22 protein-coding genes and 4 tRNA genes are annotated in these 23,189 nt (G+C 67.3%); 12 read left to right on the forward strand and 14 right to left on the reverse strand.

Annotated features, from left to right (window positions below):
- Position 1: 1 nt before the first annotated feature.
- The 6 genes from L1892_RS03775 to L1892_RS03800 all read right to left on the reverse strand — a co-directional run bounded on the left by L1892_RS03775 (position 2) and on the right by L1892_RS03800 (position 6,009).
- Positions 2–1,126, reverse strand: coding sequence for a glycosyltransferase family 4 protein (locus L1892_RS03775; protein WP_235722116.1), 1,125 nt, complete (start codon positions 1,124–1,126; stop codon positions 2–4).
- The gene (locus L1892_RS03780; RefSeq protein WP_235722117.1) at positions 1,123–2,112 is read right to left on the reverse strand and encodes a phosphatidylinositol mannoside acyltransferase; all 990 of its coding nucleotides are present in this window, start codon (positions 2,110–2,112) and stop codon (positions 1,123–1,125) included. Before L1892_RS03780 ends, L1892_RS03775 begins: the two co-directional genes overlap by 4 nt.
- Before the next feature lie 5 nt (positions 2,113–2,117).
- Entirely contained in the window at positions 2,118–2,816 is a 699-nt protein-coding gene (gene pgsA / locus L1892_RS03785; RefSeq protein ID WP_235722118.1) for a phosphatidylinositol phosphate synthase, read from the reverse strand.
- 34 nt (positions 2,817–2,850) lie between these two features.
- Positions 2,851–3,402 (reverse strand): ATP adenylyltransferase, encoded by a 552-nt coding sequence (locus tag L1892_RS03790; protein ID WP_235722119.1) that lies wholly within the window; start codon positions 3,400–3,402, stop codon positions 2,851–2,853.
- Positions 3,395–5,467, reverse strand: coding sequence for a threonine--tRNA ligase (gene thrS, locus L1892_RS03795; RefSeq protein WP_235722120.1), 2,073 nt, complete (start codon positions 5,465–5,467; stop codon positions 3,395–3,397). Before thrS ends, L1892_RS03790 begins: the two co-directional genes overlap by 8 nt.
- A 143-nt stretch (positions 5,468–5,610) precedes the next feature.
- Complete coding sequence (locus L1892_RS03800; protein ID WP_235722371.1) at positions 5,611–6,009, reverse strand: TIGR02611 family protein; 399 nt, start codon at positions 6,007–6,009, stop codon at positions 5,611–5,613.
- Between the two features lie 342 nt (positions 6,010–6,351).
- On the opposite strand from L1892_RS03800, the gene L1892_RS24840 reads away from it, so the two are divergent.
- Positions 6,352–8,442 (forward strand): FUSC family protein, encoded by a 2,091-nt coding sequence (locus L1892_RS24840; RefSeq protein WP_235722121.1) that lies wholly within the window; start codon positions 6,352–6,354, stop codon positions 8,440–8,442.
- A gap of 48 nt (positions 8,443–8,490) precedes the next feature.
- On the opposite strand, the gene L1892_RS03810 is transcribed toward L1892_RS24840, so the two are convergent.
- Positions 8,491–9,915 carry a carboxylesterase/lipase family protein gene (locus L1892_RS03810; RefSeq protein ID WP_235722122.1) on the reverse strand — a complete coding sequence of 475 codons (1,425 nt, stop codon included), beginning with the start codon at positions 9,913–9,915 and terminating at the stop codon, positions 8,491–8,493.
- Positions 9,916–10,023: 108 nt separating this feature from the next.
- Between L1892_RS03810 and L1892_RS03815 the strand changes: the two genes are divergently transcribed.
- Positions 10,024–10,431: a YybH family protein gene (locus tag L1892_RS03815; RefSeq protein ID WP_235722123.1), complete on the forward strand. Its 408-nt coding sequence runs from the start codon at positions 10,024–10,026 to the stop codon at positions 10,429–10,431.
- A 54-nt stretch (positions 10,432–10,485) separates the two neighbouring features.
- On the opposite strand, the gene L1892_RS03820 is transcribed toward L1892_RS03815, so the two are convergent.
- Positions 10,486–10,956, reverse strand: coding sequence for a heme-binding beta-barrel domain-containing protein (locus L1892_RS03820; RefSeq protein WP_235722124.1), 471 nt, complete (start codon positions 10,954–10,956; stop codon positions 10,486–10,488).
- 79 nt (positions 10,957–11,035) lie between these two features.
- Positions 11,036–11,110 (reverse strand) — tRNA-Val (locus L1892_RS03825).
- 232 nt (positions 11,111–11,342) lie between these two features.
- Here L1892_RS03825 and L1892_RS03830 point away from each other — a divergent pair.
- The 3 genes from L1892_RS03830 to L1892_RS03840 all read left to right on the forward strand — a co-directional run bounded on the left by L1892_RS03830 (position 11,343) and on the right by L1892_RS03840 (position 11,603).
- Positions 11,343–11,415, forward strand: a tRNA-Gly gene (locus L1892_RS03830).
- Positions 11,416–11,437: 22 nt separating this feature from the next.
- Positions 11,438–11,511, forward strand: a tRNA-Cys gene (locus tag L1892_RS03835).
- A gap of 17 nt (positions 11,512–11,528) precedes the next feature.
- A tRNA-Val gene (locus L1892_RS03840) sits at positions 11,529–11,603 on the forward strand.
- A gap of 145 nt (positions 11,604–11,748) precedes the next feature.
- Here L1892_RS03840 and L1892_RS03845 read toward each other — a convergent pair.
- Together L1892_RS03845 and L1892_RS03850 are read right to left on the reverse strand one after the other, a co-directional pair.
- Positions 11,749–12,735 carry an alpha/beta hydrolase gene (locus L1892_RS03845; protein WP_372474954.1) on the reverse strand — a complete coding sequence of 329 codons (987 nt, stop codon included), beginning with the start codon at positions 12,733–12,735 and terminating at the stop codon, positions 11,749–11,751.
- Between the two features lie 154 nt (positions 12,736–12,889).
- Positions 12,890–13,543: a TetR/AcrR family transcriptional regulator gene (locus tag L1892_RS03850; protein WP_235722126.1), complete on the reverse strand. Its 654-nt coding sequence runs from the start codon at positions 13,541–13,543 to the stop codon at positions 12,890–12,892.
- A 79-nt stretch (positions 13,544–13,622) separates the two neighbouring features.
- Here L1892_RS03850 and L1892_RS03855 point away from each other — a divergent pair, with 79 nt between their 5' ends.
- From L1892_RS03855 to L1892_RS03865, 3 genes are read left to right on the forward strand one after another with little or no spacing between them, the layout of a single operon-like run.
- Entirely contained in the window at positions 13,623–14,186 is a 564-nt protein-coding gene (locus L1892_RS03855) for a VOC family protein (RefSeq protein ID WP_235722127.1), read from the forward strand.
- A gap of 30 nt (positions 14,187–14,216) precedes the next feature.
- Entirely contained in the window at positions 14,217–14,855 is a 639-nt protein-coding gene (locus tag L1892_RS03860; RefSeq protein ID WP_235722128.1) for a carboxymuconolactone decarboxylase family protein, read from the forward strand.
- Positions 14,856–14,895: 40 nt separating this feature from the next.
- Positions 14,896–15,453 (forward strand): GNAT family N-acetyltransferase, encoded by a 558-nt coding sequence (locus L1892_RS03865; protein ID WP_235722129.1) that lies wholly within the window; start codon positions 14,896–14,898, stop codon positions 15,451–15,453.
- Between the two features lie 18 nt (positions 15,454–15,471).
- On the opposite strand, the gene zapE is transcribed toward L1892_RS03865, so the two are convergent.
- Positions 15,472–16,485: a cell division protein ZapE gene (gene zapE, locus L1892_RS03870; protein ID WP_235722130.1), complete on the reverse strand. Its 1,014-nt coding sequence runs from the start codon at positions 16,483–16,485 to the stop codon at positions 15,472–15,474.
- A gap of 36 nt (positions 16,486–16,521) precedes the next feature.
- Here zapE and L1892_RS03875 point away from each other — a divergent pair, with 36 nt between their 5' ends.
- The 4 genes from L1892_RS03875 to msrB all read left to right on the forward strand — a co-directional run bounded on the left by L1892_RS03875 (position 16,522) and on the right by msrB (position 20,749).
- Positions 16,522–17,337 (forward strand): dihydrofolate reductase family protein, encoded by an 816-nt coding sequence (locus L1892_RS03875; RefSeq protein ID WP_235722131.1) that lies wholly within the window; start codon positions 16,522–16,524, stop codon positions 17,335–17,337.
- A 10-nt stretch (positions 17,338–17,347) separates the two neighbouring features.
- Positions 17,348–18,958 (forward strand): alpha/beta hydrolase, encoded by a 1,611-nt coding sequence (locus L1892_RS03880; RefSeq protein WP_372474955.1) that lies wholly within the window; start codon positions 17,348–17,350, stop codon positions 18,956–18,958.
- 70 nt (positions 18,959–19,028) lie between these two features.
- The gene (locus L1892_RS03885; RefSeq protein ID WP_235722132.1) at positions 19,029–20,315 is read left to right on the forward strand and encodes a glycosyltransferase family 87 protein; all 1,287 of its coding nucleotides are present in this window, start codon (positions 19,029–19,031) and stop codon (positions 20,313–20,315) included.
- On the forward strand, positions 20,312–20,749 hold the full coding sequence (gene msrB, locus L1892_RS03890; RefSeq protein ID WP_235722133.1) for a peptide-methionine (R)-S-oxide reductase MsrB: 438 nt from the start codon (positions 20,312–20,314) through the stop codon (positions 20,747–20,749). Before L1892_RS03885 ends, msrB begins: the two co-directional genes overlap by 4 nt.
- 303 nt (positions 20,750–21,052) lie before the next feature.
- Here msrB and hemQ read toward each other — a convergent pair whose 3' ends face one another.
- A complete protein-coding gene (hemQ, locus tag L1892_RS03895; protein ID WP_235722134.1) occupies positions 21,053–21,748 on the reverse strand; it encodes a hydrogen peroxide-dependent heme synthase in 696 nt (231 codons plus the stop codon).
- Between the two features lie 37 nt (positions 21,749–21,785).
- Positions 21,786–23,183 carry an FAD-dependent oxidoreductase gene (locus L1892_RS03900; RefSeq protein ID WP_235722135.1) on the reverse strand — a complete coding sequence of 466 codons (1,398 nt, stop codon included), beginning with the start codon at positions 23,181–23,183 and terminating at the stop codon, positions 21,786–21,788.
- Positions 23,184–23,189: the final 6 nt, after the last annotated feature.

Consider the following 23,189-nt stretch of genomic DNA (forward strand, 5'->3'; position numbering starts at 1 on the left):
CCTACTCGGCCACCACGACGGACCCGGCCCCCACGGTCACGGTCTCGTACACGCGCAGGATCTGATCGGCCACCCGCGACCAGTCGTATCGATCGGCGCGACGGCGACCCGCCGCGACGAGTTCGGCCCGCGCATCGTCGTCGGCGAGCAGGTCGACGAGGGCGGCGCCGAGTTCATCGACCGACCCGGTGGAGACCAGACGGCCGGCCCGACCGTCGTCGAGGACCCGCCGAAATGCGTTGAGATCGCTCGCGAGGACTGCCGCGCCGGCGGCCATCGCCTCGACCAGCACGATCCCGAAGCTCTCACCGCCCAGATTGGGTGCGCAGTACACGTCTGCCGAACGCAGCGCCCGCGCCTTGGTCTTGTCATCGACCTGACCGAGGAAGACCAAACGATCCGCGAGCCCACCGGCACGTCGGCGCAGGGCACGCTCGTTGCCGCCGCCGACGACGAGGACCCGGATGTCGGGGAACTCCGCGACGACAGCGGGTAGCGCACGCATGAGGATGTCGATGCCCTTGCGCGGCTCGTCGTAGCGTCCCAGGAACAGCACGGTGCGACCCGGCCACGGGTAGCCGTCGAGGGGTTCGGCGTCGGCGAAGGAGGCGGCGTCGATGCCGTTGGGGATCTCCACCGCGTCGGAGCCCAACGATTCCATCTGCCAGCGCCGGGCCAGTTCCGAGACGGCGATCTTTCCGGCGATGCGTTCGTGATAGGGCCGCAGAATGCCCTGGAACACCGACAGCCACATCGATCGGGTGGTCGAGGTGTGAAAGGTGGTCACGATCGGGCCGGACGCGACCATCAGCGACAACATCGAGATGCTCGGCGCGTTCGGCTCGTGAACGTGCAACACGTCGAATCCGTACTCGTCGATCCACGCTCGGAGTCGCAGATAGCCGGTCGGGCTGAAGTTCACGCGCGACACCGACCCGTTGTAGGGAATCGCCAAGGCCGGCCCCGCCGACACCACGTAATCGGGAAGCGGGGTCTGCGGCGCCGAGGGCGCCAGCACGCTCACTTCGTGACCGCGTTCGATGAACACCTGCGCGAGCTCGACGACGTGCGCCTGCACGCCGCCGGGCACGTCGAAGGAGTACGGGCAGATCATCCCGATCCTCATCGCCGCCACTCCTCGCGGCCGGTCTCGCGTGTCGGGGCCGCACTGCCCTCGCCAGCGGCCTCGATACGCGCACGCCGCGCCGCCGACCAGTCGGCCTCCCAGAGCGGCTGCAGCATGTGCCAGTCCTGCGGGTGGGCGGCGATGTTACGGGCGAACGCGTCGGCGAGCGCCTGGGTGGCCGCCTCCACCCCGCCGGAGACGTCGATCGGTGCGCCACAGCAGATGCGTGATGTGGGTGGCTCGGTGAACCAGTGGTGGACGGGTAACAGTGCTGCGCCGGTCTCGATGGCCAGCCGCGCCGACCCCGCCGGCATCCTTGTCTTCTCGCCGAAGAAGTCCACGGGGACACCGTGGTGCGCCAGATCGCGTTCACCGAGGAGGCAGACGATCCCGTTGTCGCGCAGCCGATCGGCGAGGAGCCCGAACGGCGGCTGTTCGCCGCCGCTGAGTGGGAAGATCTCGAAGCCCAGCGATTCCCGGTAAGCGACGAACCGCGTGAACAGCGACTCGGGTTCCAGACGTTCGGCGACGGTGGCGAATCGCCCGTAGTTCTGTACCAGCCAGACTCCGGCCATATCCCAGTTGCCGGTGTGCGGCAGCGTCAGGATCACGCCCTTTCCCCCGGCGAGCGCGGCGTCGACGTGCGCGCGGTCGGCGGGCGGAACGGTGACCGTGGACGCGGTCTGCGCGAGGTCCAGCGCCGGGAGCCGGAAGGCTTCGCACCAGTACCGGGCGTAGGAGCGGACCGCTGCGGCCACCAGGTCGTCGGGCACGTCGTCGGGGTCCACGCCGAGGACACGGGAGAGATTGCGCCGCAGTTGGTCCGGGCCACCGTGCCGTCGTCCGACGATGTTGCCCACGCGGTCGAAGGCTCCCCGCGCCAGTGATTCGGGTGCGTGGCGGACGGCCGCCCACCCGGCTGCATACCCGAGGTCGGACAATCGTGCGCTCAGCGAGATCGTCGAAGGGTTGTGACCGTCCCCCATGGGTGTCAGTGTGCCCCTGCCTCGCGTTGTGTGCCGGTCGGCGGTTCCTCGTCGGAATCCTCGGCATCCTCGGATTCCTGCGCGGCCAACGGAATCAGATCGCGCCCACCCGGCGATGAGTAGATCGACCACATGCGCTGGCCCACCGTGATCACCGACAGCACCGCGAGCACCCACATTGCGACGTGAATTGCCCATCCGATACCCAGGCCGGTGAACCCGGCTCCGACGAGCACGATGATCAGGCGATCGGGCCGCTCGATCCATCCCCCGTCACCGTTGAGGCCGCTGGCCTCGGCCCGCGCCTTCGCATACGAGATGACCTGGGAGGTCACCAGACAGATCAGCGTGGCGACGAGCAGCAGGTCGTGGGGTTCGGTGACCGCACACCACCACGCCAGGCCGGCGAAGATGGCGCCGTCGGCGATCCGGTCGCAGGTGGCGTCGAGTACCGCTCCGAACCGGGTGCCGCCGCCACGCGCCCGGGCCATCGCACCGTCGAGCATGTCGAACATCACGAACAGCCAGATGACCAGGGTGCCGACGAACAGATAACCCATCGGGAACAGCGTCAGCGCGGCGACGATCGTCGCCGTGGTGCCGATGAGGGTCATGATGTCGGGTGTGAGACCGGTGCGCAGGAGGGCCCGACCCAGCGGTAGGGTGACCTTCGACACCGAGGCCCGGCCTCGGATGCTCAGCATCTGCCCGCTCCTTTCCTCCCCCGACCGGCGTGCGTCACGACTGTTCGTGCCACGCCGCGGCGAGCAGCGAACGGGTGTCGCGCAGCAACTGTGGCATGACTTTCGTCTCGCCGACAACCGTGATGAAGTTCGCGTCGCCGATCCACCGCGGCACGATGTGCTGATGCAGGTGCTCGGCGAGCGATCCACCCGCCGCGTATCCGAGGTTGAGACCGACATTGAACGCGTTGGGGTTGGAGACCGCTTTGATGGTCCGCAGCATTTTCTGGGTGAACGCCATCAGCTCGGCGGATTCGTCGACGGTCAGCGCCTCGAGATCCGCAACCTGCCGATACGGCACTATCATCGTATGCCCAGGGTTGTACGGGTAGAGGTTGAGCACGGCGTACACAGCCTCGCCGCGCGCGACGATGAGCCCCTCCTCATCCGACATCGTCGGGATGTCGAGGAAAGGATGGCCCGTTGCTTTCTCCGACGGCGGCGGGTCGGCGGTGATGTAGGTCATCCGATGGGGACTCCACAACCGCTGCAGGCGATCGGGATCCCCGGTGCCGCAATCCCGGATCGTGCGATCGTCGTCAGCCATCGGCGGTGCCCGCCCGGTCCGCCGTGTCGATGGCCGCCTCCGTCGGAGAATCGTTGCGTCGCTGCGCAACCCAATCGGTGATGAGCGCCACCGCGGTATCCACCGACACCCCGTTGACCTGCGACCCGTCGCGGAACCGGAAACTCACCGCGTCGGCGGTCACGTCGCGCTCGCCGGCGAGCAGCATGAACGGGACCTTGGCCTTGGTGTGGGTGCGAATCTTCTTCTGCATCCGGTCGTCGGAGTAATCGACCTCCGCGCGTATGCCGGCAACCTTGAGCCGGTCGATCACCCCCTGCAGATGATCGGCGAAGGCCTCGGCCACGGGGATACCGACCACCTGCACCGGAGCCAGCCAGGCCGGGAACGCCCCCGCGTAGTGCTCGGTGAGGACGCCGAAGAACCGTTCGATCGAGCCGAACAGCGCCCGGTGGATCATCACCGGACGGTGCTTGGCGCCGTCGGCGCCGGTGTACTCGAGTTCGAATCGTTCGGGCTGGTTGAAGTCGAGCTGGATGGTCGACATCTGCCAGTTGCGCCCGAGCGCGTCCTTCACCTGCACCGAGATCTTGGGGCCGTAGAACGCCGCACCCCCTGGGTCGGGCACCAGGTCCAGCCCGGACTCCCGGGCCACCTCGGCCAGGGTGTTGGTCGCGATCTCCCAGGATGCGTCGTCACCGACGAACTTCTTGGGGTCCTTCGTCGAGAGCTCGAGGTAGTAATCGTCGAGCCCGTAGTCGGAGAGCAGGTCGAGCACGAAGGTGAGCAGTGACCGCAGTTCGTCGCGCATCTGCTCGCGGGTGCAGTAGATGTGGGCGTCGTCCTGGGTCATGCCTCGCACGCGCGTCAGGCCGTGGACGACACCGGACTTCTCGTAGCGATACACCGAACCGAACTCGAACAGCCGCAAGGGCAGTTCGCGGTAGGACCGTCCGCGCGACCGGAAGATCAGGTTGTGCATCGGGCAGTTCATCGGCTTGAGGTAGTAGTCCTGGGCCGGCTTGCGGACCGACCCGTCCTCGTTGAACTCGGCGTCGAGCTGCATCGGCGGGAACATGCCGTCCGCGTACCACTCGAGATGGCCGGACATCTCGTAGAGGTGAGATTTGGTGATGTGCGGGGTGTTGACGAACTCGTAACCGGATTCGGTGTGCCGGTGCCGCGAGTAGTCCTCGAGCTCCTTGCGAATGATTCCACCCTTCGGGTGGAACACCGGCAGGCCGGAACCGAGTTCGTCCGGGAAGCTGAACAGGTCCAGTTCGGCGCCGAGTTTGCGATGGTCACGGCGTTCGGCTTCGGCGAGCAGCTCGAGGTAGGCGTCCTGGGCTTCCGACGACTCCCAGGCGGTGCCGTAGACGCGCTGCAGGTCGGCATTGTTCTGGTCACCACGCCAGTACGCAGCCGAACTGCGGGTGAGCTTGAACGCGGCGATGTATTTGGTGGTCGGCACGTGCGGGCCACGGCACAGGTCGCACCAGATCGTCTCGCCGGTGCGCGGATTGAGGTTGTCGTAGGCCGTCAGCTCCGCACCGCCGACTTCCATCACCTCGCTGTCGGCGGCAGCCCCCTTGTCGTCGATCAGTTCGAGCTTGTAGGGCTCGCGCGCCAACTCCATCCGCGCGGCGTCCTTCGACGCGTACACGCGCCGCGAGAACCTCTGACCCGACTTGATGATCTGCTTCATCTTCTTCTCGAGAGCCGTCAGGTCCTCGGGGGTGAACGGCTCGGCGACGTCGAAGTCGTAGTAGAAGCCGTCCTTGATCGGCGGACCGATACCGAGTTTGGCGTCCGGGAAGAGTTCTTGCACGGCCTGGGCCAGGACGTGCGCACAGGAATGTCGGATGACGCTGCGACCGGCCTCGGTGTTTGCCGCCACGGGCTCGACGTCGGTGTCGAGATCGGGGGTCCAGGACAGGTCACGGAGCTGCCCGGCGGCATCGCGGACCACCACGATGGCCTCGGGTCCCTTGTTCGGCAGGTCGTGATCGCGCAGCGCCGTGCCCGCGGTGGTCCCGGCCGGCACGCGAATCGTGGCGGGGGCGGTGACCTGCAGATCGTCGGGCACGAGGCGCTCCTCAGCAGTTGTGACACGGGGGTCGTGTCGATGGGCATGGGTTACTCAAGAGATCGTATCTGCGCCCTATCCGACGACCGGGAACCACCCGGAGCCGTCCCAGGAGGCTTTCGGTCAGGACAGTCGGCTTGCGGTCACGACAAGATGGGGCTCGACAGCCAATCGGCGTCGATGTTGAACCATCCGGCGACCATGCCGACCGCGCCGAGCAACCACAGGGTCACCACCACGACTGCGGCGGTGCCCAGCCAGAAGACGGCCTGGACCGACCAATGCTGCCGACCGATCCAGACCATCCAGGCGTCGTACTTGCCACGCGCGAACGTCAGCAGCCGGTGGGCCCAGCCGAACTCCGAGGCAAGGATCCCCAGGCCGACGAACACGATCAGCCACCCCGGGCCTGGGTAAGGGATGGCGACGACGCCGCCGGCGAGTACCAGCGTGCCCACGACGCCGATGGCGACCCGGTACCCGAGGTTCAACGTTGGATTCTGCCGGATCACATATCGGCGTTGGCGCGCCCACACTCGCATCTTGGTCGCCACGCCACTCCGTTCCCTCGCCCGTCGGGCCGTCGCGGCCCGCCCTCCTCGTGACACGATCGATCCGCCGGTGCCCGTCTCGTCGATCACGGTCGGCAGATGGGCACCCCGGCGGATCACGGCGTCCAGGATACGTGTCAGTCCACCGGTGCCCCCATGCATATGGACGCCGCGGCTCGAGTTCGCCGACACGCCGTGAACCCGTCCCGGCGGCGTTAACCTATCGATGTTCACGACGGTTGCCCCACGTCTCCGGGTGATCAACGGGTGGCCATGATGCAGACCGGACCTGACCTGCGCGCTCGCTCCGGCCTGCCCATCGGGCGGTGACCGGTGCTCTCGACTCTGCCGGCCGCGTTCGGCAACCACCTCCGTGTGCACGATCCCGATCACGATGCGCTGCGCAGGGCCGTACGTGCCGGACTGATCATTCCGGTGTCATTCGCGCTCGGTCTGGCGGTTGGGGGTGCACAGACTCCGTTGTTTGCCGCATTCGGTGCCTTCGCCGTGCTGGTCTTCGCCGATTTCCCCGGCGACCGTCATGCGCGCGCCACGAGCTACCTCGGCCTGGGCATCGTCGGCGCAGTGATGATCACCGTGGCCACTCTCGTGTCCCGGTCTGCGTGGCTCGCGGTGGCCACGATGTTCCTGGTCGGCGTGGTCGTGATCTTCGTCGGGTTACTCAGTGCCGCCCTTGCTGCGGCGCAGCGCTCGGTGCTGTTGACATTTGTGCTGCCGGTGGCGACGCCGGCGGCGCCCAGCGCCGTCGGCGACCGGCTGCTCGGCTGGGCGATAGCCCTGGTGTGTTGTGTTCCCGCGGCGCTGTATCTGCTCGCACCACATCATCACGACCGGCTGCGCAGGCAAGCCGCCCGGATGTGTCGCCTGCTCGCCGATCTGGTCACGGGCAACGGCGATCTCAACGAGGCACGCGCGACCATGCGGGATCTCCGGACGAGTTTCCAGGCGACCGCGTGCCGACCGGTGGGCCTGTCGGCGGGTAGTCGGGCACTCGTGCGTGTGGTCGGTGAGCTGGAATGGCTCACCGACCGTCTGACCCTCTCGTCGTCCGGAACCGTGGCGACCGGGTCGTCGCCGGCGACATCGGCACGGATGTTGCGTGCGGCAGCGGCGACACTGGGGGCCGACGGCTCCGAACTCCGATCGGCCATGCGCACTCTCGAGCAACTGGTGGCAGAGCTGGATTCCGAACGTGACCAGGCCTTCGACGACTTCGCGGCGGCAACCGATCACCGCACGGCAACTGCCGTGCTCGCCTCGCACGCGGTGGATTCTGCGGTGGCCACCGTCGGGCGCATCGTCGCCTGGTCGGGGGCCGCCGATGCGCGAAGAACGATCGACCGGCTCCTCGGGCGGGGGCTGTCCGGCCGGGGCGCCGACGGCCGCATGATCCCGGCTCCATTGGTGTCACCGCACTACACCCGTGGCTATCTGCGCTCGCGGTCGGTGAGTCTGCAAAACAGTCTTCGCGGTGGGTTGGGTCTGGCCGCCGCAGTCGCGGTCACCGAGTTGCTCTCGGTACAACACGGTTTCTGGGTCGTACTCGGCACGTTGTCGGTACTCCGCAGTTCCGCGCTCACCACCGGATCCTCGGTGCTGCGCGCCATTGTGGGCACCGTCATCGGGTTTGCGCTCGGCGCCGGGTTCCTCGCGATGGTGGGCACAGGTCCGGTGGCGTTGTGGCTCGCCCTTCCGCCTGCGATCTTCCTGGCCGCCTTCGTCCCGGAGGTGGTGTCGTTCATCGCGGGTCAGGCCGCCTTCACGGTGACGGTTCTGTTGCTGTTCAACGTGATCGACCCGGTGGGCTTTCAAGTCGGGCTGATTCGGATCGAGGATGTGCTGATCGGTTCGGCCGTGGCCGCCGTCGTGGCCGTGCTGCTGTGGCCACGCGACGTCGGTACCGCACTTCGAGCAGGCAGCGACGACGCGGCGGTGGCCTGCTCCCGTTTTCTGCTCGCCGCGGTCCGACACGTCACCCGCAAGCGGCCGCTCGATACCGCGGTCGTTGCCGACACTTATTCCGCGGCGAGGACGTTCGACGATGACGTACGCCAGTACCTGGCCGAGAAGGGCGGCGGACCAGGGGGCCTCACGCCGGTGCTGGATGCCTCGACACGAGTGGTGCGGACCGTACAGGCCGCAGAAGCGATCGGGCGGCTCACGCCCGATTGCCGCGCACCTGCGGGCTCAGGGGTCGGAGAGGTGCTCGAACGGCATGCGGCACAGATCGCCATCTGGCTCACCGAGGGAGGCCGACGACGCGCGTCGGCCTCGGTCGGTGCCGACCTGCTCGATGTGCTCGATGCCCATCGGGTAGGCGCCGACCTGCTCTGGACCGCAGCACATCTCAACGAACTGGAGTTGTTGTGGGACCATCAGACGCGGTCGGACCGACCGGTGTGAGGACGCCCGCCGGCAGTTTGCCGCCCACCGGCACGGCGTGCGCGAGGATCACACGAAACGCCGCACGTCCTCGCCGCCGCCATGTGCCGGCCACCCCGGGCCACCGATGCTCGCGAACCTCACCCATGCGTCATGCATGTCGTCGGCGATACGTTGATCCGGCTCGGGTCCGACCAACGCATGGGCCGCGGCGAGATGGTCGAAGACGAACGGGATCTCCACCGCGTGGCCGGCCTGGATGTCGGCCTGCGGACTGCGGTAGCCGAACTCGTACAGGTACGTCGAACCCGTCGGCCGGGATTCGGCGATTTCCGTGGTCGGCGACGAGAAGGCCCGCGCGGTGAGCGCCTCGCTGAGCACATCACCGGCACTCGCCCCGGCAGCGAGCCGAGTGCGGAGATGGTCGAGGCCACCGGGCGCGCGACCCAGGACCGCTGCCGCGCCCTCCTCGGTGACGGCCTGCGCTCCGCCGGTCGCGACCATGAAGAAGCGGAATTCATCGGCATTCCAGCCCGCGAGCAACGGTATGTCGGCTCCGGCACCCGCGGCGATGGCCTGACGGGGAACCGCTGGGAGGACTTCGCCGTCCACGACCGGGAACTGTGACATGATCCCCATACCGACGTCGACGACCGTCGGCCCCCACACCTCCGGGTTCGGGTCGAGCATCAGTTCCAGCGCCACCGTCGATTGGGCGCGCAGCATGTCGTCGACGCCGATACGGCCCAAGGCCTCGACGGACGCATCGACGTCGAGGATCTCCGCGAGACGAGCAGTGACCTTGCGCGCGTCGGTCGGATCGGCCGCGGCAGAACCATTGCCGCTCTGCATGATCGCGCGCCGGAACAGACCGGTGGCCAGTGGCGAGGCCAGCAGTGACGCGATGCTCATCGCTCCGGCGGATTCGCCGAAGACCGTGACGTTGTCGGGATCCCCACCGAAGGCCGCGATGTTGTCACGCACCCACCCCAGCGCGGCGATCTGATCGAGCAGCCCACGATTGTCCGGCGCCCCCTCGATCGACGCGAAACCCGCTGCGCCGAGCCGATAGTTGATCCCGACACAGACGACGCCGTCACGAGCGAACGTGTCCCCGGCATACATCTCGATGCGATTGGAACCACGTGTGAAGGCGCCCCCGTGGATCCACACCATCACGGGCAGTCCGCCCGCGCTGGGGTCCGGGGTCCACACGTTGAGATTCAGGTAGTCATCGCCGAGCACGATGGCGTTGTCGAACAGTGCCGCGATCGGGGCTGGATAGGCGACCTGCGGGGCGGTCGGTCCGTACTCGGTGGCCGGTCGCACTCCCTCCCACGCAGCGGGAGGCGCCGGAGCAGCGAAGGCCGCCTCGCCTACGGGTGGTGCGGCGTAAGAGATTCCGAGATAGGCGAAGATCCCGTCGGCAGTCAGGCCGCGAACGCGGCCACTGGTTGTGTCCACCGCGGGAGCATCAACGTCAGCACGAGTCATACCGATCGACCGTACGCGACCGTGCTGGCTGTGGTGGCTCATCCTCGGAAGCCGATCTCCGTTGTCGATGCAGGTCTACCTTGGGCCCGAATGGCGAATGGAGGAGTGATGGCCGACCCGACCGCTGCCGTGCGTCATGTCGAGCAACGCTACGACGAGGCGTGGCAGCGGGGTGACCTCGACGGCATCCTCGCGTGCCTCCATCCCGACGCCGTGCTGGTGAGCCCGCGTGACGAGGTGGCCCGTGGGCACCGTGAGATCCGAGCCGTGTTGGGCCGAGTGCTCGGCGGCGAGGCCGCCGGATCGTGTCACGAGAGCACCATCGACCGCGTCGAGTTCGTCACCGACGACGTCGCGGTTGTCGACGGGCGGGCGCGGGTGACGGGGGTTGCGCGCTCGCTCGGCGACAAGAGAGCAGTTGTCGTCCACGGTTTCACCGACGTGCTCGTCCGCAGCGACGAGCGGTGGGTCATCTCCCAGATCCGCGCCCATGGCCTGCATTCGCCCGAGCGGTGACGAGACTGCGCACCTGTCGGTCGATGGCGACGTCGGCCACATCACCCACCCGACTCAGGCCCGGTCCAACTGCGAGGTGAGGTGGTGGGTCATCGGCACACCGACCGCCGCCATCGCGAAGTCGGTGCGCAGGCTGCCTCCGTCGAGGCGATATCGACGTTCGGTGGCCTCCACCGATTTGGCCGTGGCCGTTGCGGTCACGACGCCGGACATCCTGAGTTCGACGACCCCGTCGATGACTTCCAGCGTGCCCGCGCACAGTTCGGTGTGCCCGGTCGGTTGTGCGAGGGTGAGTTCGACGACGCCGTCGGCCGGCACGCGCAGGAATCCGGATTCGGTGTGCAGCGGAACCCCTGTCGCCGAGCGAGTGCGCTGGCGGTAGACCAGGAAGGGTTTGCCGATGTTCTCGACGGTGATCGTCTCGATGTAATCGAACGATTCGATCGTCGGATACTCACCGCTGCCCGGACCGGTCCAGGTGCCGACGAGAGAGGCGATTGGGGTCAGATTCGGGGCAAGATCCACCCTGCGAGGGTAATGCCGCACCGACGGCGAAACAGTGAGGCCCTCCCCGCAGAAAGCGGAAAGGGCCTCACTGGACTCCTGGTGGTCCCGGCTGGGATCGAACCAGCGACCTTCCCGGTGTGAACGGGACGCTCTTCCACTGAGCCACGGGACCGCGCGAGACGCCGTCGGCGCCTGTGCACGAGGCAGAAGATTACACGCTCACCACTCGCATCCCCAAATCGGCCCGTTGGGTGCGCCGAACATTCTCAAGCGGTCGGCGCCGCACATACGATTGGCCGCTCACAGCACTTTGACCAGGCGATTTGGCGAAGCGCGAGTACGTCGGATAGTGTTCCTCATCGCGTCGAGAGCAACAAAAGATCCACAAGATCGCTCCCGACCACGCGGATGTAGCGCAGCTGGTAGCGCATCACCTTGCCAAGGTGAGGGTCGCGGGTTCGAATCCCGTCATCCGCTCGAGGCGAGTCCTCTCGCATCTGGTGGTGTGGCCGAGTGGTGAGGCAACGGCCTGCAAAGCCGTGTACACGGGTTCGATTCCCGTCGCCACCTCCACACCAATTGCATATCCCGCGCGATTAGCTCAGTGGGAGAGCGCTTCCCTGACACGGAAGAGGTCACTGGTTCAATCCCAGTATCGCGCACCACGAAAAGCCCGCTGCCCCGCAGCGGGCTTTGTGCATCTGAAGGCTGGTGCGGCTCGAGCACCCCGGAAAGGCAACCGGGCCAAGGCCCTCGAGGATGTCGGACCCGACCTGGGGCCCGCCCCCTGACGCGCAAACCTTGAGTGGTTCAGCTCCCGATTCCCAAACCACCCGCGATCGTCGGCCACGCACGATGCAGGTCACGATTCCAGTAGCCCCACGAGTGCAGCCCCGGCCGGAAATCGTAGGTCGCGCTGACACCGGCTCTCTCGGCGCGCGCCTTGAAACCCAACGTGCACTGCAGGACGACACTTTCCAGGAGACCACCAACCGGCGACGCGAGGCCGGCGAGGCCCAGCGACGGGTCCGGCACGCCGTTTCCGCTGGAGATGTAGACGACCTTCCCTCGCAGGGCGGCCACATGAGCGGCAGGATCGTGGGCCGCCCACTCCGAGCCGCTCACCGGGCCCCACATGTTGTCCGGGTTGCCGCCGCGCGTTGCCACGGTCGCGGCGGTCGCCTGTCGGAACTCACTCGATCCCTGGTCGAGGCACCCGCTGAATGCGGCCACCGCCGTGTACAGGTCGGGATGGCGCACAGCGATCGACATGGCGCCGAGGGCGCCCATGGAGAGCCCACCGATGGCGTTCACGCCGCTACCCTGAAAACGCGAATCAATCAGTGGCGGCAACTCTTCGGTGAGAAACGTCTCCCACCGGTTGTTCCCGAGCACCGGGTCGGCCGTAGACCAGTCTGTGTAGTAGGAACCGGTACCGCCGATCGGCAGCACCACGTTGACCGCATTGTCAGCCATGAACTCGGCGATATCGGTCTGGTAGGTCCAGCCGCTCTGGGTGTAATTGGTGTAGACGCCGCCGTCGATTCCGTCCAGGAGATACCAGGTCGGCCGCTCCCGGTCCCGCCGTGCGGGCACAAGAACCGACACGCGGATCGGTCGATCCATCGCCCGCGAATACACGGTCACCGTCGCGTGGTTAGGGGTCGTCATGGACATCGCGAGTATTCGAGACGGCCCGCGCGCATCGGGTACGGCCGCGGCGGGCCCGCCTGCCCATCCCCCCACGCCGATCATCAAACATGCTGCGACGACCAGAACGGCAGATCTCTGCCACATTGCTTGTCTCCCCCACAGAATCCCGACCACGGCCGGCCACCTCGCGGCCCCCACCGCCGAGATGATCAACGACAGTGAAACACGAATGCGTCGGCTCCGGGGGCAATACGGACATGCAGGCCCCACATGTCAACAGGGCCGACGATCATCCGAGTCAGTTGTCGGTCGCCAGACCCAGAGCGCCCAGGCACATCAGGTCGAGTGTGTCGAGCAGAGCGTCTTCGTCGGCGTCCTCCCCTTGGACGAGCCACAGGTAGAGCGTGTGGTCGACCATCGCCGCCATCGCGCGTGCCGCCATCACCGGATCCAGTGACGCCCGCACCCGACCCTGTTCCTGCCAGTGCGCGATGGCACCGGCCGTCTTGTCGATCAGCGACGCACGATGCTCGTGGCGCAGGTGCCGGAACTCCTCGTTGAAGGTCGCCACCTGTTCGACGATGGCCATCATGCGAGCATGCCGCCGATACGCCTGGTAATAGGAACGATTGGTGGCGATGAGGCGCTCAGCTGGGGTCATTCCCGGAGCAGACGGTTCTTTGCGATGCACTTCGGTGAACAGCCGGGTGCTCAACTCCCGGAAGACGTCTTCCTTCGACACGAAGTATCGGTAAAAGGTCCCGTAGGAGACACCGGCCTCCTGAGCGATCAACTCCACTCGCGCATCGACGAATCCGATGCGCTCGAATACCCGCTGCGCACCGTCGAGCACGGCGTCGCGCGTGGCCCTGCCCCGCGGCGACAGAGCGTCGACCGGCGCCGGCACACCCGAGGTGCTTCCGGTGGACTTGTTGACAGCGAGCCTGGCCACGAACAAGACTCTTCAGCAAGTTGACATGACAGTCAAGTCATGTCACGGGTCGCCGATCATCTCCGAAAGGACGCTCCACATGCCGACCAACCCCAACTTCGAACTCCGCGGCATCAACCACCTCGCGCTCGTCTGCGCCGATATGCGCAGGACCATCGACTTCTACTCCGGTGTCCTCGGCATGCCCCTGGTGAAGACCCTCGATCTGCCCGGCAACCTCGGACAGCATTTCTTTTTCGACTGCGGCGGCGGCAACACGGTGGCGTTCTTCTGGCTCGCCGACTCGCCGGACGCCGCCCCCGGTATCGCCGCCCCAAAAGGACGCCCCGATGAGGGCGAACTGGCCAGCGCCATCGGCTCGATGAACCACGTCGCCTTTGCCGTGCCGCCCGAGGACTTCGACGACTACCGCAGCCGTCTCGAGGCCGCCGGCGTCGCGGTCAGCCCCGTTCTCAACCACGACGACAGCGCCGCCGGCGTCTCCCGGCATGTACATCCGGGCACATTCGTCCGCTCCTTCTACTTTCAGGACCCGGACGGAGTTCTGCTGGAGTTCGCTTGCTGGACACGCGAATTCACCGACGCCGACGTCGCCCACGAACCGAAGACGGCAGCGGACCGCCGCGTCGCCACCCCCTCCTGAGCCCACCAGAACGCCCACCGAGAGGAACTCATGCCACGCCTGCCCGAGGTCCATCGCGCCGACGTCACCGACGACAAGATCCGGTACTTCTACGACCGCCTGTTCGGCCCCGACAAGGACCCCGCGACCGAGCACGGGACGATCCATGCGACCCCCGGTGATTGGTGGACGGTGTTCGCCAACTCCCCCGAGGTGTTCGGTCACGCAGTTCGCGGCTTTGCGCTCTACCGCAATGCGACACTCGATCCCCTGCTGCGCGAACTCGGTCAGGGCCGCGCGGGTTATGCGCGCGGCAGCCAGTTCGTGTTCTCCCAACACTGCAAGCAGATGCGGTCACTGGGTATGCCCGAGGAAAAGATCGCGGCGATCCCCGCGTGGCAGGTCAGCGATCTGTTCAGCCCCCTCGAACGTGCGGTGCTGGCCTACGCCGACGGTCTGGTGCTCGACGGTGGACGAGTCCCCGACGCGGTCTTCGCCGTGCTCACCGAGCACCTCCCGGCCAACCAGATCCTGGAACTGACCTACATCACCGCGCTGTACGACATGCACGCCACGATGGCCAAGGCACTGCGACTGGAGTTCGACGACGTCCCCGAACGCGTCGCAGAGGTCCGGATACCCGAGGGCGTCAAGGTCGCCGACCTCTCGGCGGATCTGTCCGGAGAGTAGCCGGGCCCGCCTCACCACCGGCGCGGCGTACGCTGCGCATGTGCGAGCGCCCACCGTGATCGAGATCGTCGACGACCCGCGCCACGCCGCGGAGATCGCCACGCTGGCGGCAGCCACCTTTCCGTTGGCCTGCCCGCCCCACTCGACGACCGCGGACATCGCCGAGCACATCCGTGAGCACCTGCAGCCGGCGAACTTCGACCATCACATCACCAGCGCCGACAGTGACGTCGTGGTGGCGCGCGACGGGATCGAGGGACCGGTCATCGGATACAGCCTGGTGCTGCACACCGCGCCGGTCCACCCAGATGTCGCGGCGGTGGTGACGCAACGGCCGGTCACCGAGATCTCCAAGATGTACGTGGCACCGGACCATCACGCCCGCGGACTCACCGAGGCGCCTTCGCACATGCTGATGCAGACCGCACTCGAGGTGTCACGCTCCCGAGGCAGCGTGCTGGCATGGCTTGGCGTCAATCAGGAAAACGAACGCGCACAACGCTTCTACACCAAAATGGGTTTCGCACGGGCCGGAGTCAAGACGTTCGATCTCAACGGCTCCGTCGAGCACGACTTCATCTTTGTTCAGCAGCTGTGAAATCCGCGACGGCCGGCGTCAGACTGCGCTCTCGGCGAACCGCGACAACGCCAACAACCGCGACGTCGCACGCAGGTACTTCTTCTTGTATCCACCGTTGAGCATCTCTTCGGTGAAGATCTCGTCGAGCTTGCTGCCAGAAACGGTGACCGGGATGTTGGCGTCGTAGAGACGGTCGGCGAGAACCACCATGCGCAGTGCCACCGACTGATCGCGTGCGGCGTGCACATCGCTGATGCAGACCAGCGAGACACCGTCGACGAGATCCTTGTACTTCGACGGATGCAGCGTGCTCAGGTGATCACACAACTCATCGAAGTCGTCGAGGGTGGCACCGACGGTCGACTCGGCGAGTTCGGCGAGTTCGGCATCCGAGCGTGGATCGGGTGCCGGCGGCAGATCACGATGCCGGTAGTCGGGGCCGTCCACCCGGATCGTCTCGAACACCGCGGACAACTTGCGGATCTCGCGCAGGAAGTCCTGGGCGGCGAATCGCCCCTCGCCGAGCTGTCCCGGCAGCGTGTTGGATGTCGCCGCGATGGAGACCCCGTTCGTCGTCAACTCGGTCAGCAATCGAGACACCAGCATGGTGTCACCCGGGTCGTCGAGTTCGAATTCGTCGATACAGAGCACCGTGTGCTGTGAGAGTCGTTCGACGGCGTTGACGAAACCGAGGGCTCCGACCACGTGGGTCACCTCGACGAAGGTCGCGAAGGCTTTCGGCTCCGGCATCGAGTGGTAGATCGAGGCCAGCAGATGGGTCTTGCCGACACCGAATCCGCCGTCGAGATAGAGCCCGACGCCCTGCCCGGTCTTCTTGCGGGAGAACAGGCCACCCTTACCGCCACGCACCTTGGCCGCCCGGGCCACGAAGTCGCGCCCCTTGGCGACCGCCTCGGCCTGTGAGGGCTCGGCCGGATCGGGGATATAGGAGTCGAAGCTGACCGAGTCGAACGTCGACGGGGGCACCATCTCGTCGATCAGCGCCTCGGGTGCAACCGTCGGATTGCGGTCGCAGAGTCGTGCGGTCATAAGGGGCAGCGTAACGACCTCGGCCATGATGGAGTCATGTTCGGTCTACAGAAAGCGACCCAGCTCACACCTGCCGATGACCAGGCCACAACCCTGCGGTGGCTCGCCCAGCAGTATGCCTACCCACCGCTTCCCTCCCCTCCGCCCTGCCTGCCCCGACCCTTCGTGCGAGCGAACATGGTCGGGTCCATCGATGGTGCGGTGACAGTGGACGGTCGCTCGGGCGGGCTCGGCGGACCCGGCGACAAGGCGGTGTTCCGTGTGCTGAGAGCACTCGCCGATGTCGTCGTGGTCGGCGCGAGCACCGCGGTCACCGAGGGCTACCGACAACCGTCGGCCGACGACGAGTTCACCGCTGACCGCACCGCGCGAGACCAGACGCCCGCACCCGCGCTGGCGTTGCTGTCGCGGTCGTTGTCGATCCCCGACGACTTCGCGCCCGTGGCTCAGCTGCAGACCCTGGTTCTGACCTGCGCGTCGGCTCCCGCGGACAGGCGCTCGGCCCTGACCGACATCGGCGCGACACTCATCGACTGCGGCGACGACACCGTCGACCCGCACGCCGTCCTCGATGTGTGTGCCGAGCGCGGTTGGGTCCGGGTGTTGACCGAGGGCGGGCCGTCGTTGCTCGGCTCGTTGGCGCAGGCAGATGCGCTCGACGAACTGTGTGTCACCACCGCCCCCGTCGTCGTCGGCGGCGATGCCGGCCGCATCGTCTCCCACCGTGACGCCCTACCGACTCGGCCGATGCGGCCGGTGTCGATCATCACCGACGACGACGGCTACGTCTTCACCCGATGGGCGCGCACACCCACCGAAGACACGTACGGGCACCGCACCGACACCGACTAGGCTCGCGGTCATGCGACGAGCACCCCGGCGGCGGACCCGCGGATCCGAACCGAGGCGCACGGCGATGCCGGCCATCGCTGCGGCGCTGGTGACCGTCCTCGGCCTCGGTGGGTGTGCGGTCGGCCCGGACACCGGACCTCAAGTGGTGCACGGCGGTGGGGGCGGCGGCGAGCAGCCGTCGTCATCGGCGGCACCGACGGGCCTTCCGCCGATTCAGGCGCCACGCAATGACCTCGACTGGACCGACTGCGCACCCCAGACCGCCACCCGGTGGGGTGTCGACCGGCCAGACGGTGTCACGGTGCAATGTGCGGATCTGACCGTCCCCGTCAACCCCTACCGACCCACCGGCGACACCCTCACGGTCGGCCTCACCCGGGCACAGGTGGCGGCCACGCCCGACGACGCGGTGCCCGTCGTGTTGACCTCGGGTTCGGACCTGCCGTCCTCACGGACGCTGCTGATGCTGGCCGCCGGTCCGGGCCGCGCCCTGCTGGAACAGCATCCGGTGGTGGCAATCGACCGCCGTGGGGCACCGACCAGCGGCGAACTGGACTGTATGACCCGCGAGGAGCGGGCCGCGATACGCAGCAACGGCCTGGCCGGCGACGCCGACGCCACCCAGCAGCAACGGATCGACCGGCTGGCCGGGTCGGCCTCATCAGCCGCAGGTGGATGCACCGAGACCCTCGAACCGCATCAACTCGACTTCGGCGAGGCATTCGCCGCCGCCGACATCGAGGCCTTGCGTATCCGGTGGGGCGTCGACCAACTGGCGCTGGCCGGGGTCGGCGAAGGCTCCGACGTCGTCCTCGCCTACGCCGGGAACTTCTCGGGTCGCGCCGGACGCATCATCCTCGACACACCGACCCCGTTCGGCGCGAACGCCCGCGACCGCGCAGCCACCCGCGCTACCGGCGTACAGGCCGCCTTGCGGACCTTCGCCCAGCAGTGCAGCACCGCCGGCTCGTGCCCGCTCGGTGCCGACGGCACGGCCACCATCTCCGATGTCCTCGCCAAAGGCCGGGCCGGCCGGCTCAGCGGATTGTCCGACACGGAGGCATTGTCGGCGATCACCACGGCGGTGGCGCTGGCCCCCGACCGACCGGCCGCGACGACCGAGACCGCCGCGGCGATCGCGGCCGCCGATCGTGGCGACATCGGCGCGCTGACCACGCTGGCCGACCGCGCCGCCGCGCTGCGGCTCACCGACGGTCAGCTGGTCGCCCGCTGCAACGATGTGAGCGGGCCGGTGGGTCAGAACGAGATCCCGGGACTGATCGACGCCTGGAGCAAGCAGAACCCGCTCACCGGCGCCGACACTGCGCTGTCGCTGATGCGATGCAACGCGTGGGCGTCGTCGACGCCTGTGAACCCGCCGAGCGCGTTACCGGTCGACCCACTGGTACTCGACGGTGCCAACGACCCCATCAACGGCGGTGGCGGCGCCCAGGCACTCGGTGGTCTGTTCATCAGGGCCGGCACCACGCCGACGACGGTGAGCTGGGGTGGTCTGGGATATTCGGTCCTCGCCCGTAGTGCCTGCGCAGCCGACATCGTGACGCAGTACCTCGGTGACGAACCACTCGGTGAACCCACCGACCGTGGTTGCCCGAGCTGACTGCGGCGACGCGGCCCGCAACGTCGCAGGGCATGCGGTTTCGGCGCGCTGCTCGTAGTACGGTTCGCGGGTGGCGATTCTCGACAGGTACCTCCATCCGCAGATGACCTTTGATCGGATCATCCCGATGGTGCTGTGGCCGATCTCCATCATGATGGTCTTCCAGCGGTCGGTGATCCTTGCCGTCAACGGTGACCGGACCGACGATTTCCGGCCCGTATATCAGGCCGCCCTGCAGTTCCTCAACGGTCAACCCGTCTACGCCGAGAACCTCGACACCGTCGACCCCCACTACCTGTATCCCCCGTCGGGCACGCTACTGATGGCCCCGATCGCGGTGATCGATCCGGAGCGCTCGCGCTGGCTGTTCATCGTGCTCAGCGTGCTCGCGCTGATCGCCTCAGCCTTTCTGCTGGCCAAACTCTTCGGATTCGCCGGACGCTCGTGGGTCGTGCCGCTGATCCTGTTCTTCTTCTTCAGTACCGAAACCGTGTCCCACACCCTGATCTTCACGAACTTCAACTCGTTCGTGCTGTTGGGGATGCTCGCCTTCATGCTGCTGATGATGCGGCGGCACGACTGGTGGGCGGGCCTCGCGATCGGCGTGACCGTCGCGGTCAAACCGGTGCTGATCCCGTTGCTGTTGCTGCCACTGCTCAACCGTCAATGGCGGGTGCTGGTGACCGGCATCGGAACGCCGGTGATCCTCAACATCATCGCGTGGCCGTTGATCGCCGACCCCAATTCCTTCGTCACCCGCACGGTGCCTTACCTCGGGGAGGCGCGGGACTACTACAACAGCTCGATCGCCGGCAACGGCGCGTACTTCGGGGTCGCCGACTGGCTGGTGCTGCTGCTGCGCATCGCGTTCGTCCTGATGGCGGCGTTCAGCCTGTGGTTCCTCTACCGCTACTACCGTCGCACCGATGAACTGCTGTGGCTGGCGACCTCCACCGGCGTCCTGCTGGTCACTGAATTCCTGGTCGGCGCGCTCGGCCAGGGCTACTACTCGATGCTGCTGTTCCCGCTGCTGATGACCGTCTTCCTGCCCGGTTCGACGATGCGCAACTGGCCGGCCTGGCTGGGCGTCTACGGGTGTATGACCTTCGACTCCTACTACTCCGACGAATGGGACGCCTTCGGCCGGATGCTGGAGTTCAACAAGGTCACCTGGGGCTGGTCGCTGTTGATGATCGCGGTGTTCTGCTCGCTGCTGTTCCGCTACCTCGACATGCGACGCGACGGTGTCACGACCGTGTCGGCCGATGCCGGTTCCGGGGCGGTGGACCCCGCGCTGACCGCGCGCACCCGCGACGGTGGCGAGGGCGCCGACACAGTGGCTACCGTGGAGAAATGAGTTCGAACATCCCCGCCGAGTCCGGATCCGTGGATGCCGGTGAGATCACCGACGACCAGTGGCGGCAGCGACTGACCCCGGCCGAGTACCGGGTGCTGCGCCAGGCCGGCACCGAAGCCCCGTTCACCGGCGAGTACACCGACACCAAGACCGTCGGTGTGTACCGCTGCCGGGCATGCGACGCCGAATTGTTCCGCAGCGAGCAGAAATTCGACTCACACTGCGGATGGCCGTCGTTCTTCTCCCCGCTGGCCGGCGACGCCATCATCGAGCGGGCCGACGACTCACTCGGCATGCGGCGTGTGGAGGTGCTGTGCGCCAACTGCGGCAGCCATCTGGGTCACGTCTTCTCCGGCGAGGGCTACAACACACCCACCGATCTGCGCTACTGCATCAACTCGATCAGCCTGAAACTCGAACCGGCCGAGGAGTGAGCGGGTTCGCCCTTCCGCAAGCTCCAGGGCTCCTCAGGGACCAGGACAGGCTCTTCCGTTGTCCCGCGCTCCCTGACGAACCCGCGAAGAGGCGTCACGGAGGGCTACTCCATCGACCCCGCCCGCTGATCGAGTAGCCGCCGAGCCCCTGGGCGAGGACGCGTATCGAGATCAGATCAGTGGGGTTCGATACGCGTCGGGCTCGCAAGCTCGCACGCCGCTACTCAACCAGCAGGTGGGCGTCGGCTCGCAAGCGCACGCCGCCACTCAGCCAGCGTCGTTACGGTGCACAGCCAGCAGCGCTCAGGGCAGCGCGTCGATCAGTGCGGTCGGCTCGACGCGCGGGCCGGTGAAGAACGGCGTCTCCTCGCGCACATGCATCCGTGCCTCGGTGGCGCGCAGATCGCGCATCAGGTCGACGATGCGGTGCAGCTCGGGCGCCTCGAAGGCGAGCAGCCACTCGTAGTCGCCGAGCGCGAACGACGAGACGGTGTTGGCACGGACATCCTTGTAGGCGCGTGCCGCCTTGCCGTGATCGGCCAGCATCTTGCGACGCTCCTCGTCCGGCAGCAGGTACCACTCGTAGGACCGCACGAACGGGTAGACGCAGATGTAGTTGCCGGGTTCCTCCCCCGCCAGGAACGCAGGGATGTGGCTTTTGTTGAACTCTGCGGGACGGTGCAAGGCGACGTTGCTCCACACGGCGTCGCAGGCCCGACCGAGGATCGTCTCACGACGGAAGCGTGCATAGGCGGCCTGGAGCGCTTCGACCTCTTCGGCGTGCCACCAGATCATGAAGTCGGCATCGGCACGCAGACCCGAGACGTCGTAGATGCCGCGGACCACCACCCCGGAGTCCTCCAGCGACTTGAGGAAGTCGGTGGCATCGGCCTTCGCCTGATCCCGATCGGCGCCCAGTTCGCCGGGCCGCACGGCGAACACCGAGAACATCAGGTAGCGGATGGTGGAATTGAGTTCGGCGTAGTCCAAACGGCTCATGCGTTCATGGTGCCACCGTGACCGCACGCACGATCAGTCAGGTCAGGTCGGCCAGCAGCGCCGACACCGCGCGGCCGGCCTGGCCGATACAGGCGGGAACGCCGACTCCTGCATAGGCGGATCCGGCGAGCACCAGCCGACGGGGTCGCGCACGCTGCACCGCCGCCATCGCCGCCAGATGGCCGGGACGGTAGACGGGCAGCCCGCCCGGCCACCGCACGGCTTGCACCTCGACGATCCGCGCCGATGGCGCCACCACCCCCGCAGCTGCGCAGACTCGGTCGAGGTCCTCGACCGCCTGCTCGCGAATCCGCTCGTCGATCCCGGGCTGCTCCTGCGCTGACGGGACCGGCGCACCGTATCGCCCGAACGAGGCGCGAACCGACACCGGACCACCGTCGTCGGACAGATGCGCCCACTTCTGCGAACTGAACGTGAATGCCTTGGCGCGCAGCCCGGCGTCGGTGGCAACCAACACACCCGAGTGATCGGGCAACATCGTGCCCGGTGCCAATGCGATGGAGACCACCATCGACGACGCCCGCGGGACGTCCCAGAGAGGCCCTCCCACCTCGGGATGGTCCTCGGACAAGAGTGCACCCGCGATCCCGGCCGGCACCGCCAGAATCACGCCGTCGTAGGCGACAGGCGTCTCGCCGCGCACGCCCACGGTCCAGCCGGAGGCGTGCTCGCGTACCCAACTCACCGTCGCGCCGAATCTCGGCGTGATCTCCGCGTTCGCCAACAACGCCTCGACCAGCACACGGTAACCGCCGACCAACGTGCCGAACACCGGGCCGGTTGCGTCGGCACCGGCCGCCAGCACCGCGTCGACCGCGGCCGTCAACGAGGGTGCGCCGGCATCGAGCCGCGCGGCCAACGCCGGAATCGCTTCGCGTACACCGATGTCACGCGACAGGCTGGCATAGACGCCACCCAGCATCGGGTCCACGCTGCGCGACACCACCGACGGTCCGTACCTATCGGCCACGAGATCGCCGAGCGAGCGGTCCGTGCCGGCCTCCCACACCAGCGGTCGGTCCGGCTCGTCGGTCATACGCTGGAGGTCCGCGGAATCGGCCAAGCCGGTCACGGCGCCGGCAGTCGCCGGGATGCCCATCAGCGCGGGAGCCGGCAGCGAATGGAGGCGATCGCCCGACCACACCGCCGGCCGGCGCCCGGTGGGCGTCACCATCCGAGCTTCGAGACCCAATTCGCGGACCAGCTGCAGCGCTTCGGGGCGACGGACCACGAAGGCCTCGGCGCCCACATCGACCGTGCGTCCCCCGACATCGACGCTGCGCAGCAGGCCGCCCGGATGGGCATCGGCCTCGAGGACATCGATCACCGCGTCGGCACCGAGCTCGCGACGCAACCGGTAGGCCGCCGTCAGACCGGAGATCCCGGCGCCGATGATCGCGATGCGGGCGGTCATGACGTC

This window comes from Gordonia tangerina (assembly GCF_021556435.1).
Classification (GTDB): domain Bacteria; phylum Actinomycetota; class Actinomycetes; order Mycobacteriales; family Mycobacteriaceae; genus Gordonia; species Gordonia tangerina.

What these genes read in the sequence shown, in the direction of transcription:
- L1892_RS03875 (WP_235722131.1), top strand. Translation starts at nt 16,522, where the DNA reads ATGTTCGGTCTACAGAAAGCGACCCAGCTCACACCTGCCGATGACCAG.
- L1892_RS03880 (WP_372474955.1), top strand. Translation starts at nt 17,348, where the DNA reads ATGCGACGAGCACCCCGGCGGCGGACCCGCGGATCCGAACCGAGGCGC.
- L1892_RS03860 (WP_235722128.1), top strand. Translation starts at nt 14,217, where the DNA reads ATGCCACGCCTGCCCGAGGTCCATCGCGCCGACGTCACCGACGACAAG.
- L1892_RS03855 (WP_235722127.1), top strand. Translation starts at nt 13,623, where the DNA reads ATGCCGACCAACCCCAACTTCGAACTCCGCGGCATCAACCACCTCGCG.
- L1892_RS03800 (WP_235722371.1), bottom strand. Translation starts at nt 6,009, where the DNA reads ATGCGAGTGTGGGCGCGCCAACGCCGATATGTGATCCGGCAGAATCCA.
- pgsA (WP_235722118.1), bottom strand. Translation starts at nt 2,816, where the DNA reads ATGCTGAGCATCCGAGGCCGGGCCTCGGTGTCGAAGGTCACCCTACCG.
- msrB (WP_235722133.1), top strand. Translation starts at nt 20,312, where the DNA reads ATGAGTTCGAACATCCCCGCCGAGTCCGGATCCGTGGATGCCGGTGAG.
- L1892_RS03845 (WP_372474954.1), bottom strand. Translation starts at nt 12,735, where the DNA reads ATGTGGCAGAGATCTGCCGTTCTGGTCGTCGCAGCATGTTTGATGATC.
- zapE (WP_235722130.1), bottom strand. Translation starts at nt 16,485, where the DNA reads ATGACCGCACGACTCTGCGACCGCAATCCGACGGTTGCACCCGAGGCG.
- hemQ (WP_235722134.1), bottom strand. Translation starts at nt 21,748, where the DNA reads ATGAGCCGTTTGGACTACGCCGAACTCAATTCCACCATCCGCTACCTG.
- L1892_RS03815 (WP_235722123.1), top strand. Translation starts at nt 10,024, where the DNA reads ATGGCCGACCCGACCGCTGCCGTGCGTCATGTCGAGCAACGCTACGAC.
- L1892_RS03780 (WP_235722117.1), bottom strand. Translation starts at nt 2,112, where the DNA reads ATGGGGGACGGTCACAACCCTTCGACGATCTCGCTGAGCGCACGATTG.
- L1892_RS03810 (WP_235722122.1), bottom strand. Translation starts at nt 9,915, where the DNA reads ATGACTCGTGCTGACGTTGATGCTCCCGCGGTGGACACAACCAGTGGC.
- L1892_RS03790 (WP_235722119.1), bottom strand. Translation starts at nt 3,402, where the DNA reads ATGGCTGACGACGATCGCACGATCCGGGATTGCGGCACCGGGGATCCC.
- L1892_RS03900 (WP_235722135.1), bottom strand. Translation starts at nt 23,183, where the DNA reads ATGACCGCCCGCATCGCGATCATCGGCGCCGGGATCTCCGGTCTGACG.
- L1892_RS03775 (WP_235722116.1), bottom strand. Translation starts at nt 1,126, where the DNA reads ATGAGGATCGGGATGATCTGCCCGTACTCCTTCGACGTGCCCGGCGGC.